We start from the raw sequence: 16,843 nt of genomic DNA, 5'->3' as shown, positions 1-16,843 counted from the left end.
GCTCAGGCCCCGCCCACCACTGCGCCGTAGTCCCGCCGCAGCTGCGGCCGGGGGCGGGCCCTCACCAGGGTCTGGGCCTCGCGGCGGGCACCCACGGTGTTAGTGATGGCCCCGATCCCCTCCACGTGCATGGTCACGGTGTCACCGGTCTTCAGCGGCGGCGGGGTCTGCGCACCGTTGCGCCCCCACAGCTCGGCCAGGCAGCCGCTGCCGCAGGTGCCGGAGCCCAGCACGTCGCCCGGGACCACACGTGAGTCCTGCGAGGCGTAGGCCACCAGCTCGGCGAACGGCCAGCCCATGTTGGAGAGCAGGTCCTCCCCTATGCGCTCCCCGTTGACCTCCACACTCATCCGCAGGCCCAGGAAGCCCTCGGCGTCGTGGCGGTCCGCGAATTCGTCAGCGGTCACGATCCACGGGCCCAGGGTGCCGGCGAAGTCCTTGCCCTTGCACGGACCCAGGCTGACCTTCATTTCGCGGCGCTGCAGGTCGCGGGCGGACCAGTCGTTGAAAACGGTGTAGCCGAAGATGTGCCGGTGGGCTTCCTCGGCGGTGAGGTCGCTGCCGGAGCTGCCCGGAACCTGGCCGATGACAGCGGCGACTTCGGTCTCGAAGTCGAGCTGGCTGCAGCCGGCCGGGATTGGGATTTCCTCGCCCGTGGCCCGGATGGTGTGTGGGTTGGTGAAGTAGAACGTGGGTGCCTGGTACCACTCCTCCACAACGCCGGCGGCACCGTCGATGCTGATCCGCATTCCCTCCACATGTTCTTCGAATGCCACAAAGTCGCGGACCGTGGCGGGCACCAGCGGTGCCAGCAGCACGACGCCGGACAGCGGCCTGGGTGCGCTGTCGTCCGTGCCCGTATCCCCGCCGCCCGCGGCCGGACCCGGAAGTATCTGCCCGGCAATCCGCAGGGTTTCCTCCAGGCCTGCCGCCAGCAGGTCGTTGGTGGTCATCCCGGCGGGAAGCGGGTATGCGTGGTCCGCGTGGATAAAGCCGGAGCGGACCTCGCCGTCGTCGTTCCATCGTGCAATCTTGACCATCGTTTTCCTTTCCTGCCCGGCTTAGGGAACCGGGATGTGTTCAGCCGACAGCCCGGCACTGATGCCCAGGGCTGCGGCGTTGCCGGCGAGGATCAGCTGCTCGTCCTGGCCGGTGAGGCCGGCTGCGCGGACTTCACCCACCGGGTCTTCCGAACCCATGTCGAACGGGTAGTCGGAGCCAAGCAGAACCCGGTCCGCCCCGGCAGCCTCAGCCAGCGCCCGGAGTTCGGACGGGCTGTGGATGAGCGAATCGAACCAGATTTTCCGAAGATAGGACGACGGCGGTGCGGCGCACCCGCGTGCCTCCGGCCGGACCTTCCAGGCCCGGTCGGAACGCCCCAGCGTGGTGGGCAGGTAGCCGCCGCCGTGGGCGGCAATCAGTTTGAGGCCGGGATGCCGGTCCAGGACCCCGGCGAAAATCAGATGGGAGAGCGCGACGGCGTTTTCGGCGGGCTGGGCCACGGTATTGGAAAGGTAGAACCGGTCCAGCCGTTCGTCCAGCGAGCAGCCGAAGGGATGCAGGAAGACGAGCGCCCCGAGTTCTTCAGCCCGCGCCCAGAACGGTTCGAGCCGCGGATCGGACAGTTCCACCGTCCCGGCGTTCGGACCGGAGACCGTCCCGGCGTTCGGACCGGAGACCGTCCCGGCGTTCGGACCGGAGACCGTCCCGGCGTCGCTGCCGGAACCTTCACCCGGGGCGTAGGAACCGAGTTCCACGCCGAGCAGCCCGCAGTCCTGCACCGCATGCTCCAGCGCAGCCACCATCAGCTCCGGGTGCTGCAGCGGAACCAGTCCCAGCCCGGCCAGCCGTCCGGGAGCGGCGGCAACCAGCCCCTGCACCGCGGTATTGGCGTGGCGGGCAATATCCGCAGCCAACTCCTGCCCGGCGAAGTAGTAATAGTGCGACGGCGACGGCGAGACCAGCTGAACGTCGACACCGGCGGCGTCCATATCCGCGAGCCTGCGGGACAGATCCACCAGCTGCGGCCAGCGTTCTTTGATCATGGCACCGGAGTTCGTCAGAGATTCGGGTCCCTGCCGCCGGGCATCCAGTTGCTGAGCGGCGGCAAAGTCCGCCGGAGCGGACGCCGCCACGAACTGCGCCAGCGCGGGCAGCAGTACGTGGGCATGGACGTCGACGACGGCGCCCGGGGCGGTGGATTGACTGGCTGCGGATTGAGGGGACACGGACTGTGCGGCTGCCGATTGCACGGACGCGGATGCTGCGGACGCAGGCTGTACGGACGAAAACTGGGGATCGCTCATGCGGGAGAGCTCACGGTGGCGGCGACCCTGCCCATGAGGCCTGGCACATCGGCGTTCCGGATCTGCCCATCCAGCATCCATTGGCCCAGCTGGACAGAGCTTTCGACGACGGTCCGGGCGCGCTCCATCCGGCGTTCGGTGAACTCGTCCCAGAGGGCGTCATCCAGCTGCCCGCGCCCCACCAGCAGTTCCGCGAGCACGGCACCGTCTTCAACGGCCATGGCCGCCCCCTGGGCGATGGTGGGAGGGCAGCTGTGGGCGGCGTCGCCAATGATCACGGCCCGGCCGCGGTTCCACGGACCATCCACAAAGTGCTTGGTGAACCGGGTGTAGTTGACCCGGGCGCTGTGGTCCAGGCTGGCCTGGATCTCCTTCCACGGCCCACCGTAGGCGGCGGCGAGGCCGGCCATGATTTGCGGGCCGTCTTCCACGCTGCGGTCCTGGGCATTTTCCACCAGGTACGCATACATGGTGTCCTGACCGGTCGGACAGTAGCCTGCAATGAAACAGGGGCCGCCATACGTCAGGTCCGTGCGGACCACCTCGGCGGGCCGTTCCACGAACGCCCGCCAGATGCCCATTCCGGTAGGCTCCGGCGCAACATCGATCCCGATCGCGGTACGCACCACCGAGTGCAGTCCGTCCGCGCCGATCAGCAGGTCATAGCTGAGCCGCTCGCCGTCGTCGGTGATGACGGTGACCGACCCGCTGTCCTGGTCCACACCCTTAACCGTCCGGCCGTAACTGATCCGGGCGCCCGCCTCCACAGCGCGGCGCCGGAGCGCGTCGGCCAGATCCGGGCGGTACATGCCCAGCGTCGCGGGCAGGTCCTCACCGCCGGTGCGGGCATCATCCATGACGGCCAGAACCGTTCCGGCCGGATCCGGGGCGCGCAGGCCCAACTCGCTGAAGGCGAACCCTTTGGCCGCGATCTCGTCCCAGATACCGAGTTGCCGGAAAATCCGCAGCGCGTTCCCCTGCAGGGTGATGCCGGAGCCCAGCGGGGACGGCCCGTCGGCCTTTTCCAGGATTTCCACGTCGATGCCGGCGTCGGCCAGCAGTGCTGCCGCAGTTAACCCCGCCGCTCCCGAACCAACAATGCCTACCGTGTTCACAGCTGCCATGGTGCAAACTCCTTTGTTTTCAGTCTGGCGATTTACTTGACGGCGATCGGGTTGACCGGCGATCCCACTGCGCCGGTGATGGGCAGCGGTGCGGCGGTCAGCAGAAAGTCGTACTGTCCATCGGCGGCGCAGGACGCTGCGAGTCCTTCCGGATCCCACATTTCCCCGAGGAACAGACCCAGGTTCGGGATGGCGATCTGGTGCAGCGGCTGGAACGCGACGTCGAATTCGTTCGGCCGGACTTCGAAGCCCCACGTGTCGGTCGCGATCCCGGCGATTTCGCTGCGGTGCAGCCAGGGTGCGGTGGTGAAGGAGAGCCCGGGTGCAGCTCCGCCGGCATAGTCGCCCCAGCCTTCCCGCAGCGTACGGGCATACTGACCGGTGCGCAGCACTATGACGTCCCCGCGGCGGACCGCGGAGCTGGCCCCCTGCTTCTGAATCGTGGCCTCGAGGTGTTCCGCGGTGACCGCGAACCCGTCCGGCAGCTCGCCGTTGTTGTATCCGAGTTCCGGCCCCAGCGCGCGCCCAACGTCGAGCAGCACACCCCTGGTAACGATCCGCGACGCCGCGGTCTGGATGCCGGTGACCTGGTCGCCCTCGCTGGTCACCACCTGGCCGGCGCGGCGGCCGTTCCAGGCCTTGCCGCGGTCGAAAATGTGGCCGAGTCCGTCCCACTGGGTGGAGCACTGCAGCGGCATCGCAATGACGTCGTCCGCACCGCCGATGCCGTGCGGGAAGCCCTGGTCGCCGAACTCCGCGTCCGTGCCGGTATCGGTCATGGTGTGCACAGGATTGGTGCGGCGCCGCCAGCCCTTTTGCGGCCCGTTCGTGTCGAAGGGCTGGGAGAGGGAGAAGGTCTGGCCGGTGCGGACCAGCCGGGCGGCCTCGACCCGCTTCGCCTCGTCGATGAAGTTCAGCGTCCCCAGCACATCGTCCGCGCCCCAGCGGCCCCAGTTGTTGTGGGCCGCGGCCATGGCTTCAATGCTGGCCAAGGTGTCCCCTCGGCGGATAACCACCTCGCCGGACTGGTCCTGGACATCGGTCACGGAGCCACCTCGTCCTGGCAGTGGATCAGCTGTGTTCCCAGTCCGGTGATCTGGCCTTCCATCACGTCGCCATCGCGGAGCATCCGGCCCCAGTGCGCGCCGTTACCGGACGGGCTTCCGGTCAGGATCAGGTCACCGGGCAGCAGCGGCATCTGCGCGGAGGCATGGGACACCAGCTGGGCCACGGTGAAGATCATGTCCGACGTCGATTCCTCCTGCATGATGTCGCCGTTGAGCCGGAGCGTGACCATCAGGTCCTGCGGATTCTCGACGAACTTCGCCGGCAGCACCAGCGGCCCGGTCGGGAGGAAACCCGGTGCGTTCTTGGCCCGGTACCAGTCGCTGCCGATGGCCGGCATGTCCTTGCGGAAGACGAATTCCCGGGTGGTGATGTCGTTGACCATGGTGTAGCCGAAGACGTGGTCGAGCGCTTCCTCCGGTGTCACGCGGAAGGCCCGCTTGCCGATGACGGCGGCGACTTCCAGTTCCCAGTCGTGGGTCTTGCTGTAGGCCGGGAGGACCAGGTCCTCGGTGGCGGAGGCCATTGCGGTCGGCAGGCCGATGAAGAAGTACGGCGTGCCCTCGGCGGCCCGCTTATCCATCATCGCGGCGGTCCGTTCGCGGATTTCATCGTCGGTTCCTTCGCCGTCGCGGTGTGCCACGGCCAGGTCAATCACGTGCTTGCGGTAGTTGGCTCCGGCCTGGATGATCTGCCGCGGCCGCAGCGGGACCAGTACCTTCAGTTCCGCGAGGTCGAGCCAGTCCGGCGCGGCGGTCCCTGTGGATTGTTCCGCGAGCTGGTCCAGCTGTGCCTCAGCCTTGTCCCAGTGCCCAATAAGGCTATCCAGGGTGACCGGCGCGCTCTCCGGCAGGTCCAGGTTGTCCGCTGTCAGTGGCAGGACGCGGCCGTTGGATTCCAGTCCGGTCCGGGCGTCTCCCGTGGCGGGGTCGGCGAAGGTAATCAGTGAGTAGGTCATCGGTTAGCCCCGGCCCTGCTCTGCGTACGGGTTGAGCAGCGCCTGCTTCATTTCCTCCGAGGCACCTTCCTCTGTGGCGGTGAAGCCTTCCGCGGGTGGGAAGGATTCGGTCATGGAATGCGGCATGGCTCCGTTGCGGTAGAAGTTGTTGGAGCCTTCCGACGGCTTCCAGGTCTTGGCTTCCCAGTCCGGCACGTAGTTGCGGTATCCGCCGGAGTTCAGCTCCACCCGCAGGGCACTGGGTTCGCGGAAGTACAGGAAGTTCTGCTCGCCGATGCCGTGGATGGAGGGTCCGTATTCCATCGGGGTGCCGTTTTCCATCATCACGTCCGCGGTGCGCAGCAGGTCTTCGTGGGTATCGACCCAGAAAGCGATGTGGTTGACGCGGCCGGCCCGGTCCGAGGTGTCCAGGACAACGCCGAGGTCGTGTGACTTCTCGTTGGTGGTGAGCACGGAGAAGACCGTGATGGGAGCTTCGTCCAGATCGGTGAAGGCCATAATGCGGAAGCCCAGGGCCCGGTGGTACCAATCGGCGAATCCGCGGACGTCGCTGGTGGCCACGGTGACGTGGTCCAGGAAGCGCGGTGCTGCTGCATGGCTGCTGCGGCGCTCGGGCCGGTCCGGGTAGACCGACTCGAATCCCGGCTCCGCCGCATACTTGTCCACTTCATAGAACAGTTTCATCGGGTGTCCGTAGGGGCCGGTGAACTGGTAGGCCTTGCCGTGGGCGTGCCCGCCGGGGATCCATTCACCCTGGACACCGGCAGCTTCGATGCCTGCCGCCGCGGCGTCGAGTGCTTCCGCCGACGCTGTGCGCCAGGCCATGTTCGCCAGCGTCGGTTCCTCGCCGTGGCGGACCACCAGGCTGTAGCGGTAGTGGTCGCCCCAGCAGCGTAGATAGGACGCGCCGTCAATCGAGTCGACCAGCCGCATGCCGAACTTCTCCACGTAGAAACGGGTGGAGGCTTCGACGTCGGGGCTGGTGATTTCCAGATGTGCCAGGTGGGAGAGGAGTTTTTCCACGGGGAATGCTCGCCTTCGAATAGGTGCCAAGTTGATCTGATCCAACTGTGGCCTGTGTCACCTATTCGAGGAAGGCGTATTTTTTGATGCCAGGTATTCGCGTGGTTGATATCGAGGCTATTTCAGCAGCTTCGACATCCTGCGGTCCGCGAGCAGCTTCCCGTTGGTCTGGCAGGTGGGACAGTACTGCAGCGAGGAGTCGGCAAAGGACACCTCCCGGACGGTGTCGCCGCAGACAGGGCAGGGCTCGCCGGTCCGGGCGTGGACCTGCATCGCCCGGCGCTTGGAGTCCTTGAGCTCGACCGCCGGCCGTCCACTGGCATTGGCCATGGCCGATTCCAGCACGGCCCGCATCGCCTGGTACAGCCGCTGCACTTCCTCCGGCTTGAGTTTGGCAGCGTTCGCGAACGGTGAGAGGTGAGCGGCATGCAGGATTTCGTCGCTGTAGGCGTTGCCGATGCCCGCAATCACCGACTGGTCCCGCAGCAGGCCCTTGATCTGGGCACGGTGCGAGGCGACCAGTCCGGCGAACGTCTCATAGTCGACGTCGAACGCTTCCGGTCCCAGCTGTGCGATGCCGGGAACCTCAGCAAGGTCCCGGACCAGGTAGACCGCCAGGGATTTTTTGGTGCCGGCCTCGGTGAGATCAAAGCCCGGCTCGTTTCCGTCCGGATCAGGCGCGAACCGGACCCGCAGCGCCATCCTGCCCTTGCCGGGACGCAGCCGCCCGGGCTTCAGCGCATCTGACCAGCGCAGCCAGCCGGCCTTGGCGAGGTGTATCACCAGATGCACTCCCCCGGCGGTGATGATCAGGAATTTGCCGCGGCGTTCGACGCCGGTCACCGGCCCGTCCGTCAAGGCATCCAGCGGCACCTCGGCGGTCTTCAGAACCGAGAAGGACAGCACCTCGACGTCGGATATGACCGCGGGCGGGGCGTCGTCCGGGATGAGCTTGGTCCGCAGGAAATCAGCGAGTCCCTGCACTTCGGGCATCTCAGGCATGGCTACACCCTAAACGCTGCGGCGCGAATCCAGACAGGAACCCGGCCCGCCCGGCCCCTTGCCCGGGGCGTCCCTTTGCCCTAGGAAGCCAGCATCCCGCGGACCAGCACACCGGAGTCCGCCGGTTCGGCACCGTTTTCAGGCTGGCGCACTTCGGCCCACACCGCGTCGAGGGAAAGGCCCAGGACGTCGGCGAGCGCCGCAATTGACGGGAAGGACGGCGTCGCCACACGGCCGGATTCGATCTTCCGCAGCGTTTCCGGGGAGATACCCGCGTCGAGGGCAGTTTCGAGCATCGTGCGGCTGCCTCTGGCACGGCGCAGCAGAGCCCCCAAACGCTGTCCGCGCTGGACCTCTTCTGCTGTAAGCGGCAGTCTGACCATGACGCCCATCATACCGGGATAATATGGCCGGTATAGTTATTGGCCCAACGCGGAAGAGAGCGCATGATTGAAATCCTGAATCCAGCCGAAGTAGCCAAGGCCCGCAAGACCGGCGCCCTGGTTGCTGACATCCTGCAGTCCCTGAAGCAGCGGGCGGTGGTCGGGACCAATCTCCTGGATATCGACCGCTGGGCCAAAGAGATGATCCACGACGCCGGCGCCACCTCCTGCTACGTCGACTACGAGCCGTCCTTCGGCCGCGGACCCTTCGGCCACTACATCTGCACAGCGGTGAACGACGCCGTGCTCCACGGACTGCCCCACGACTACACGCTGGCCGACGGCGACCTGCTGTCCCTGGACCTCGCGGTCCTGAAGGGCGGCCTCGCGGCCGACTCTGCCATCAGCTTCATCGTGGGAGATTCAGAGCCGGCGGAGAGCACCGCGATGATCAGCGCGACCGAACGTGCCCTCGCCGCCGGTATCGCCGCTGCAAAACCCGGAGCCCGCATCGGCGATCTCTCCTACGCCATCGGCTCGGTCCTCAGCGAGGCGGGCTACCCGATCAACACCGAGTTCGGCGGCCACGGCATCGGCTCCACCATGCACCAGGACCCCCACGTGCCAAACACGGGACGTCCCGGCCGGGGCTACGAACTGCGCCCGGGACTCCTGCTCGCCCTGGAACCGTGGGTCATGGCCGACACCGCCACACTCGCCATGGACCCGGACGGATGGACGCTCCGCAGCGCCACGGGTGCCCGGAGCGCGCACAGCGAGCACACCATTGCCATCACGGAGGACGGTGCGGAGATCCTCACGCTGCCCTCCAGGTAAGAACGCTCCGGAAGATTTTGGGCCGGTTCAGTCCCCCGCGTGCGCCTGCAGGAACGAATACACCTCGGTCTCATCCACGCCCGGGAACGCGCCTGGTGGCAGGGCCGCGAGCAGGTGCGAGTGCGCCCGGGCGCTCGGCCAGGCCATGCCCGACCATTCCGAGGCCAGTTCCTGCGGCGGTGTGCGGCAGCAGTCCGGATCCGGGCAGCGGGACTTGGACCGCTCGGTGGTGTCCCGGCCGCGGAACCATTTCACATGCGCGTACGGCACTCCAATGCTCAGCGAGAACAGCCCGCCGGAGCTGCGCTCGGTCCGTGCCGTGCACCAGAACGTGCCGGCCGGGGTGTCCGTGTACTGGTTGTAGGCACTGAACTTATCCGGCACCGAGAACACTTCGCGGCTGGTCCAGTACCGGCAGATCGGCTGGCCCTCAATGGCGCCGGTGTGGTCGGACGGGAACGTCACGCCGTCGTTCTCATAGGCTTTGTAGACAATGCCGCTTTCGTGCACCTTCTGGAAGTGCGTCCGGATGTCCAGGTGCCGGGTGGCCAGGTTGGTGAACCGGTGCGCCGCCGTCTCATAGGACACGGCGAACGCGTCACGGATGTCCTCGACGGCGATTTCCTTCGCGGCCTTGGCCCGCTGCAGGAACTCCACCGTGGCCTTTTCCGGCAGCAGCAGCGCGGCGGCAAAGTAGTTGGTCGCCACCCGCTGGCTGAGGAACTCGCCGTAGCTGCGCGGCGTCTGGTGATCCAGCACAAAATGCCCCAGCGCCTGCAGCAGCACCGAGCGGGGATCGTGCTCGGAGCGCTGTGACTGGGTGAGGTAGATCCGCTTGTTCTTCAGGTCCGTGACGGAGCGGGTGGAGTGCGGCAGGTCGGAGACGTGGTGCAGGCTGAAGCCCAGGTGGGCGGCGATGTCCGCAATCACGTGCTGGGAGAGCGGACCGTTGGTATGCCCCACGGAGTCCAGGACCTGCTGCGCCGCCTGCTCGTACTCCGGGAAGTAGTTGTCCCGCTCGCGCATCATGGCCCGCAGCTCCCCGTTTGCCCGCCGGGCCTCCTCCGGCGTGGCTACCTGTTCGTTGAGCCGGCGCTCCAGTTCGGACTGCAGGCCCACCAAGGATTCGAGCACATCGAGCGGCAGGCGCGAAGAAACGCGAACCTTCGGCAGGCCCAGGGACTGGTACAGCGGCCCGCGCTGCGCCCGTTCCAGTTCGATTTCCAGGGCCGCCCGGCGGCTGGGCGGCTCGGATCCCAGCAGTTGGTCGATGCTCACGTCCAGCGCCTTGGCCAGGGACTGCAGCAGCCCCAGTTTCGGCTCCCGCTTGCCGTTTTCAATCAGTGAAAGCTGTGAGGCCACGGTCCCGACGGCGGCGCCCAGATCATCGAGCGTCATCCCTTTTCCCTTGCGCAGGTGGCGTACCCGGCGGCCCAGGCTGATGACGTCGAGTGCGGAGCCTGCAGCGCCGTCGTCGTCCGATATGCCGGCAGGAGAGGGCCGGTTCCATGTTGCACTGGTCACAATTTCACAATAAGCGAAGAACTGCGTTTCTTTCCATAGAAAACCCCTAGAAAGGGGGTTGTTATTGCCGGAGGGTTGATCCCACAGCAAGGAAACGCCGGCTTTCAGCAGCCGGCTCGCACCGCAACCGAGGAGATCAACGGCCATGACGCAGGAACACAGCCCCGCAAGCACAGCACGCACCGCTGAGCAGTTGACCCAGGAATGGGCCACTGATTCACGCTGGGACGGCATCGAGCGCGATTACACCGCCGAGGACGTCGTCAAGCTCCGGGGCCGCGTCCAGGAGGAGCACACGTTGGCCCGCCGCGGCGCAGAGAAGCTGTGGGACCAGGTGCGCAACGCCGGCGATGAGGGTTACACCAATGCCCTCGGCGCCCTCACCGGTAACCAGGCCGTGCAGCAGGTCAAGGCCGGGCTGAAGGCCATCTACCTCTCCGGCTGGCAGGTGGCAGCCGATGCGAACAACTCCGGCCACACCTACCCGGACCAGTCGCTCTACCCGGCCAACTCCGTTCCCACGGTGGTCCGCCGCATCAACAACGCCCTGCTCCGCGCGGACCAGATCGAATTCGCCGAGGGCATCCAGACTGTGGACGACTACCTGGTGCCGATCGTGGCCGACGCCGAGGCCGGATTCGGCGGCCCGCTGAACGCCTACGAACTGATGAAGTCCATGATTCAGGCCGGTGCCTCGGGCGTGCACTGGGAAGACCAGCTCGCCTCGGAAAAGAAGTGCGGCCACCTCGGCGGCAAGGTGCTCATCCCCACCAGCCAGCACATCCGCACCCTGAACGCCGCCCGCCTGGCAGCGGACGTCGCCGGCACACCCACCGTGGTAATCGCCCGCACCGACGCCGAAGCGGCCACCCTGATTACTTCCGACGTCGACGAGCGAGACCAGGAATTCATCACCGGCGAGCGCACGGCGGAAGGTTTCTACAAGGTCCGCAACGGCATCGAACCCTGCATCGCCCGGGCCAAGGCCTACGCCCCGTACTCCGACCTGATCTGGATGGAGACCGGCACCCCGGACCTGGAGCTGGCCCGGAAGTTCTCCGAAGCCGTCCGTTCCGAGTTCCCGGACCAGATGCTCGCCTACAACTGCTCGCCGTCGTTCAACTGGAAGAAGCACCTGGACGACGACACCATCGCCAAGTTCCAGCGTGAACTCGGCGCCATGGGCTTCAAGTTCCAGTTCATCACCCTCGCCGGCTTCCACGCCCTGAACTACTCCATGTTCGACCTTGCCCACGGCTACGCCCGCAACGGCATGAGCGCCTACGTGGAGCTGCAGGAGAAGGAATTCGGTTCCGAAAACCGCGGCTACACCGCCACCAAGCACCAGCGCGAAGTCGGCACCGGCTACTTCGACGCCATCGCCACTGCCCTGAACCCCGAGGGCAGCACCCTGGCACTGGCCGGCTCAACCGAAACCGCCCAGTTCCACTAAAAAACATCACCCCCTGACTCCCTCCCGGCCAGCGCGCCGGGAGGGAGTCAGGGACCCAGCACCACCCGAAACACGCCAAGGAGCCCGCCATGAACGACCCCATCACCCTGAACGGCATTTCACTCACTGCAGCGCCGGTCAGGCGCCAGGAGGAAATCCTCACCCCGCAGGCCCTGGACTTCGTTAAGGCGCTGCACCAGGCCACGCATACCCGCCGCCAGGAACTGCTCCAGGAGCGCCAGGCCCGCCGGCAGCAGATCTCCAACGGTGCCGACCCGGCGTTCCTGGCCGAAACCCGGCACATCCGCGAGGATGACTCCTGGCGTGTGGCTCCAACCGCCCCGGGATTGGAAGACCGCCGAGTGGAAATCACCGGTCCGGTGGACCGGAAGATGAGCATCAACGCACTGAACTCCGGTGCCAAGGTGTGGCTGGCGGACATGGAGGACTCCTCCACGCCGTCGTGGTCCAACGTGATCAACGGCCAGCTCAACCTGCGCGACGCCCTGGACTACCGGTTGTCCTTCACCTCCCCCGAGGGCAAGGAATACCAGGTCAACGGTACGCGGCTGACGGAGCTGCCCACCATTGTGGTGCGGCCGCGCGGGTGGCACCTCCCGGAGAAGCACATGCTGGTGAACAACACCCCGATCGCCGGCGGGATCGTGGACTTCGGCCTGTACTTCTTCCACAACGCGCACCGGCTCATCGCCGAAGGCCGCGGCCCGTACTTCTACCTGCCAAAGATCGAGAACCATCTCGAGGCCCGGCTCTGGAATGACATCTTCATCCTGGCCCAGGACCTGCTCGGCATCCCGCAGGGCACCATCCGCGCCACCGTGCTGATCGAGACGATCACCGCCGCGTTCGAGATGGAGGAGATCCTCTACGAACTGCGCGACCACGCCGCCGGACTGAACGCCGGGCGCTGGGACTACATCTTCTCCGTGATCAAGAACTTCCGCACCCGCGGCCCGCGCTTCATCCTCCCGGACCGCAACCTGGTGACCATGACGGCCCCGTTCATGCGCTCCTACACCGAGCAGCTGGTGCGGGCCTGCCACCGCCGCGGCGCCCACGCGATCGGCGGCATGGCCGCCTTCATCCCAAACCGCAAAGACAAGGCAGCGAACGACGTCGCGCTGGAGCGGGTGCGCGCGGACAAGACCCGTGAAGCCGGCGACGGTTTTGACGGCTCCTGGGTGGCGCACCCGGACCTGGTGCCGGTGGCCCTGGAGGTGTTCGACGGAGTCCTCGGCGAGCGCCCGAACCAGCTGGAGCGGCTGCGTGAGGACGTGATCCCGAACGACAAGGAACTGCTGAACATCGCTGCCACCCCGGGCATGATCACCGAAGCGGGCATCCGCAGCAACATCGAGGTCGGCGTCCGCTACATCGAATCCTGGCTGCGCGGCAACGGCGCAGCGGCGATCAACAACCTGATGGAAGACGCCGCCACGGCCGAAATCTCCCGTTCGCAGATCTGGCAGTGGATCCATTCCTCAGCCGTCACCAGCGACGGAGAAATTGTCACCCCGGGCTGGGTGCAGGAACTGTTGGAGGAAGAATTCGGCCGCCTGGAGCGCTTCGACGGCGACCGGTTCGACGACGCCCTGGAGCTGTTCGAGGAAGTCGCCTGCGGCGAACACTTTCCCACCTTCCTGACCGTTCCGGCCTACGCCCGGTTCCTGCACGAATCCCGCGAACCGGCTGCGGCTTAGCAGGCAGGCAGAGGGTGGGGCTGGACGCACAGGCGTCCAGCCCCACCTCTTTTTTGGGCGCTGCTGTGTCCAGCGTCATCAGGGCCGGGGCGGGGCAAGGCGTAGAATGGACGCGCCGTCATTGCGGCGCCTCCTCCACTCCCAAGGTGTTCTTGCATGTCTTCCTTCGCCCAGGCTTTGGCCCGCGGGCTGAACGTCCGGCACATCCGTTTTATGGCACTTGGCTCGGCCATCGGCACGGGCCTCTTTTACGGTTCCGCCGCAGCCATCCAGGCGGCCGGCCCCGCTGTGCTGCTCGCCTACATCATCGGTGGAGCAGCTGTTTTCCTGGTGATGCGGGCGCTCGGAGAGATGGCCGTGCGGCATCCGGTTTCCGGGTCCTTCAGCCAGTACGCCAACCGCTACCTTGGTCCGTTCGCCGGATTCATCACCGGGTGGACGTTTGCGTTCGAAATGGCCATCGTCGCCATCGCCGATGTCACGGCCTTCGGCATCTACATGGGCTTCTGGTTCCCGGACGTTCCACGCTGGATCTGGATTCTCGCCGTCGTGCTGTTAATCGCCGCCTTGAACCTGATGCGGGTGAAGGTGTTCGGCGAGACCGAGTTCTGGCTCTCGATCATCAAGGTCGCGGCGATCATCGCCATGATCGCCGGCGGCGCCGCGATCATCATCTTCGGCTTCGGGCTGCCGGACGCCGCGGATCCGGGACTGGACACCCTGCTGGGATCCGGAGGCTTCTTCGCCAACGGATTCTGGGGCGTGCTGGCCTCCTTCTCCGTGGTGATGTTCGCCTTCGGCGGCATTGAGACCATCGGGATTACCGCCGGAGAGGCGGATAACCCGAAGAAGGCCATTCCCGCCGCCGTGAACACCGTGCCGGTGCGCATCCTGCTCTTCTACGTCGGTGCCCTGTCCGTCCTGATGATGATCTTCCCGTGGGAGCAGATCAACGGCGAGACCAGCCCCTTCGTGCAGATCTTCGATGCCCTGGGCATTCCGGCGGCCGCGCACATCCTCAACGCGGTGGTGATCACCGCGGCACTGTCGGCCATCAACTCAGATACTTTCGGTGCGGGCCGGATGATGTTCGCCCTGGCCAGGCAGGGCCAGGCACCGGCGGGATTCGCGCGGATCTCCCGGCACGGCGTGCCCTGGATGACAGTCCTGGTGATGGCCGCCGTCCTGCTCGTTGGTGTGGTGCTTAATGCCGTGCTGCCCGAGTCGCTGTTCCTGGTGATCGCCTCCATCGCCACCTTCGCGACCGTTTGGGTCTGGCTGATGATCCTGCTGTCCCACATCGCCATGAAACGCGAGATCAAGCGCCGCGGTCTTCCGGCGTCGGAGTTCGGGGTGCCGTTCTGGCCGGTGGCGTCCTACGCGGCCCTGGCCTTTATGGGCTTCATCGTGGTGCTGCTCGGCATCATGCCGGAGACCAGGATCGCCCTGATTGTGGGCGTGGTCTGGATTATCCTGCTCTTTGCCGCGTACCGGATGTGGGTCCGCGGAGCAGGGCGGGAACCTGCCGTCCTGGACGATGAGACCGGTTTGGACCCCACCGGAGCTTCCCGAACGGGCACGGAGGACGCCGGCACCCAGGCGGCGGAGGTGCGGCCCTAGCCGCCCCAGCAGAGACAGAACGGGTGCCCGGCGGGATCCGCGTCGAGGTCCGGGGCATCAAAAACTACTACCTGCCTGCTGATTTTCATTACCGGATCATGCCATGGTTCGCCTGCGGGGTAAACGGGCCTGCCGGCAGGCAGACCAGCCCTCCCTCAGGGACAGGGCGGCAGCGCCGTGTCCACCAGCCACGGTTCCAGCACCGCAGCGGGATCGATTCCGGTGCCGGCATAGATCCGGCCTGCCAGTTCCAGGAAGTCGGCGGTCGAGGCATTGCGGTGCCGGAACTGAGCGGTCCAGGTCCGCAGGAGGCCGAAGAACAGGCTGTCCGGAGCCACCCGCCGCAGCGCGTGCAGGGCCAGGCCGCCGCGGATGTACAAGCGGTCATCGAACATCCGCTCCGGCCCCGGTGAAACCAGGCAGAGATTCTCCGGCCGGTGCGAGAGCCAGTGCCAGGCTTCCTGTCCCAGCTCGTTGGCTGTTTCCCGTCCGGCGGCTTCAGACCACAGCCATTCCGCGTAGGTGGCGAATCCTTCGTGAAGCCAGATGTCCTGCCATTCCGAAGCGGTGACCGAGTTGCCAAACCATTGGTGGGCCAGTTCGTGGGCCAGCAGCCGGCGGGATTTCCTGCCCAGGTGATTCCGGCCGAGGACGGTGATGGTCTGCGCTTCGAGCGGGATCTCCAGTTTGTCCTCCGTCACCACCACCGTGTAGCTGCCAAAGGGGTACGGACCGAACCAGTTTTCAAAGGCCGCGAAGATCCGGTCCTGCTCCATCAAAGCTGCCCGCGCCTTGGCCAGCAGCCGCGCCGGCGCGGCCAACAGCTGCACCGGTGCGGCCGGCGCCTGTTCCGGGCCCGGCGCCCCCAGCCGTACCTGTTCATATCTGCCGATCTGCACCGTGGCGAGGTACGCCGCCATGGGCTCAGGCTGCTCGAAGACCCAGGTGCGCCGGCCTGCTTCCGCCGTTTGGCCGCTGCACGCACCGTTGGCGACCACCCGGTACTCCTCCTCCACCGTCACCAAGAACCGGTAGGAAGCCTTGTCCGCTGGGTGATCGTTGCAGGGAAACCAGGTGGGTGCGCCGGCCGGCTGGCCGGCCGCCAGTGCGCCGTCGGTCAGTTCCTCCCACCCGATGCTCCCCCACGGTCCGTCCAGTGGCTGGGGAAACCCGGCGTAGCGGATCTGCAGGGAAAAGGCGGCGCCCGCCGGCAGCTGCCCCGGCAGGGTAATCCGCAGATGCTGCCGGCCCTGAGCGAACGGAAGCTGCAGCCCGCCGGCTTCCACCTGGCTGACCGCCAGCTCAGATTGGAGGTCCAGAACGACGCCGGTCAGGGGCTCCAGTGCCACCAGCTCCAGATCAGCTGTCCCGGTGAGAAGGTTGGCGGTCACTGAGTAGTCCAGCGTTAGTCCATACCGGGAGACCGCATATTCGCAGTGGCCATGGCCGGCGGAATAGCCGTTGGAAGGGGACTGCGCTTGCTGGAAGTTTGCGAAGGACGGATCGGCGGCGTGCATGCGGCCTGATCCTGCCATCATGTCCCGGTTTTGTCAGCCGTAGGAGCGGCCTTAGTTATCCCGCTGTCCGGTCCGGCGGTCGGCCTCTTCGGCGGTGCGCTGCCAGCGGGCCCGGGTGTCTTCCGGGAGCTCGTCCCAGGGTGGAGCCGGGGGCATCCAGAGGCCCGGAAGCAGCTTCATCCGTTCCTCATACAGGGCTTTCCCCTCCGGGTAACCCACCCTGGAGCCACCCTCGCCCGTTCCCGGGCGGTCTCCGAAGCTGTTTCCCATGATGTGAAAGTCTAGCGGCGGCGCGGCCGGAGGCCGAACG

General features: G+C 66.4%; 15 protein-coding genes. 4 read left to right on the top strand and 11 right to left on the bottom strand.

Annotated features, from left to right (window positions below):
* Window positions 1–2: 2 nt before the first annotated feature.
* The 8 genes from ArtHe_RS16805 to ArtHe_RS16770 all read right to left on the bottom strand — a co-directional run bounded on the left by ArtHe_RS16805 (window position 3) and on the right by ArtHe_RS16770 (window position 7,861).
* A complete protein-coding gene (locus ArtHe_RS16805) occupies window positions 3–1,040 on the bottom strand; it encodes a fumarylacetoacetate hydrolase family protein (protein ID WP_248318001.1) in 1,038 nt (345 codons plus the stop codon).
* Window positions 1,041–1,061: 21 nt separating this feature from the next.
* Window positions 1,062–2,306 carry an amidohydrolase family protein gene (locus ArtHe_RS16800; protein ID WP_248318000.1) on the bottom strand — a complete coding sequence of 415 codons (1,245 nt, stop codon included), beginning with the start codon at window positions 2,304–2,306 and terminating at the stop codon, window positions 1,062–1,064.
* Complete coding sequence (locus ArtHe_RS16795; protein WP_248317999.1) at window positions 2,303–3,430, bottom strand: FAD-dependent monooxygenase; 1,128 nt, start codon at window positions 3,428–3,430, stop codon at window positions 2,303–2,305. The genes ArtHe_RS16800 and ArtHe_RS16795 overlap by 4 nt, the downstream gene beginning before the upstream one ends.
* 32 nt (window positions 3,431–3,462) lie before the next feature.
* Window positions 3,463–4,404: a cyclase family protein gene (locus ArtHe_RS16790; RefSeq protein ID WP_248319833.1), complete on the bottom strand. Its 942-nt coding sequence runs from the start codon at window positions 4,402–4,404 to the stop codon at window positions 3,463–3,465.
* Between the two features lie 68 nt (window positions 4,405–4,472).
* Window positions 4,473–5,453, bottom strand: coding sequence for a fumarylacetoacetate hydrolase family protein (locus ArtHe_RS16785; protein ID WP_248317997.1), 981 nt, complete (start codon window positions 5,451–5,453; stop codon window positions 4,473–4,475).
* 3 nt (window positions 5,454–5,456) lie between these two features.
* Window positions 5,457–6,476: a VOC family protein gene (locus ArtHe_RS16780; protein WP_248317996.1), complete on the bottom strand. Its 1,020-nt coding sequence runs from the start codon at window positions 6,474–6,476 to the stop codon at window positions 5,457–5,459.
* 117 nt (window positions 6,477–6,593) lie between these two features.
* Window positions 6,594–7,478, bottom strand: a complete 885-nt coding sequence (locus tag ArtHe_RS16775; protein WP_248317995.1) for a DNA-formamidopyrimidine glycosylase family protein — start codon at window positions 7,476–7,478, stop codon at window positions 6,594–6,596.
* A gap of 80 nt (window positions 7,479–7,558) precedes the next feature.
* A complete protein-coding gene (locus ArtHe_RS16770; RefSeq protein ID WP_248317994.1) occupies window positions 7,559–7,861 on the bottom strand; it encodes a helix-turn-helix transcriptional regulator in 303 nt (100 codons plus the stop codon).
* Window positions 7,862–7,924: 63 nt separating this feature from the next.
* On the opposite strand from ArtHe_RS16770, the gene map reads away from it, so the two are divergent.
* Entirely contained in the window at window positions 7,925–8,698 is a 774-nt protein-coding gene (gene map / locus ArtHe_RS16765) for a type I methionyl aminopeptidase (RefSeq protein ID WP_248317993.1), read from the top strand.
* A 27-nt stretch (window positions 8,699–8,725) separates the two neighbouring features.
* Here the strand turns inward: map and ArtHe_RS16760 are convergent, their stop codons facing one another.
* Entirely contained in the window at window positions 8,726–10,369 is a 1,644-nt protein-coding gene (locus tag ArtHe_RS16760) for a helix-turn-helix transcriptional regulator (RefSeq protein WP_248317992.1), read from the bottom strand.
* Here ArtHe_RS16760 and aceA point away from each other — a divergent pair.
* The 3 genes from aceA (at window position 10,368) to ArtHe_RS16745 (ending at window position 15,016) form a co-directional block, all read left to right on the top strand.
* Complete coding sequence (gene aceA, locus ArtHe_RS16755) at window positions 10,368–11,675, top strand: isocitrate lyase (RefSeq protein ID WP_248317991.1); 1,308 nt, start codon at window positions 10,368–10,370, stop codon at window positions 11,673–11,675. The genes ArtHe_RS16760 and aceA overlap by 2 nt on opposite strands.
* Window positions 11,676–11,764: 89 nt before the next feature.
* Complete coding sequence (gene aceB / locus ArtHe_RS16750) at window positions 11,765–13,396, top strand: malate synthase A (protein ID WP_248317990.1); 1,632 nt, start codon at window positions 11,765–11,767, stop codon at window positions 13,394–13,396.
* Between the two features lie 156 nt (window positions 13,397–13,552).
* Window positions 13,553–15,016, top strand: coding sequence for an amino acid permease (locus tag ArtHe_RS16745; protein ID WP_248317988.1), 1,464 nt, complete (start codon window positions 13,553–13,555; stop codon window positions 15,014–15,016).
* A gap of 155 nt (window positions 15,017–15,171) precedes the next feature.
* Here the strand turns inward: ArtHe_RS16745 and ArtHe_RS16740 are convergent, their stop codons facing one another.
* Both ArtHe_RS16740 and ArtHe_RS16735 read right to left on the bottom strand, forming a co-directional pair.
* A complete protein-coding gene (locus ArtHe_RS16740) occupies window positions 15,172–16,533 on the bottom strand; it encodes a M1 family metallopeptidase (RefSeq protein ID WP_248317987.1) in 1,362 nt (453 codons plus the stop codon).
* A 51-nt stretch (window positions 16,534–16,584) separates the two neighbouring features.
* A complete protein-coding gene (locus tag ArtHe_RS16735; RefSeq protein WP_248317985.1) occupies window positions 16,585–16,803 on the bottom strand; it encodes a hypothetical protein in 219 nt (72 codons plus the stop codon).
* Window positions 16,804–16,843: the final 40 nt, after the last annotated feature.

The sequence above is a fragment of the Arthrobacter sp. Helios genome, from assembly GCF_023167125.1.
GTDB lineage: Bacteria > Actinomycetota > Actinomycetes > Actinomycetales > Micrococcaceae > Arthrobacter_B > Arthrobacter_B luteolus.
This window is presented reverse-complemented; position numbering and strand designations above follow the sequence as displayed.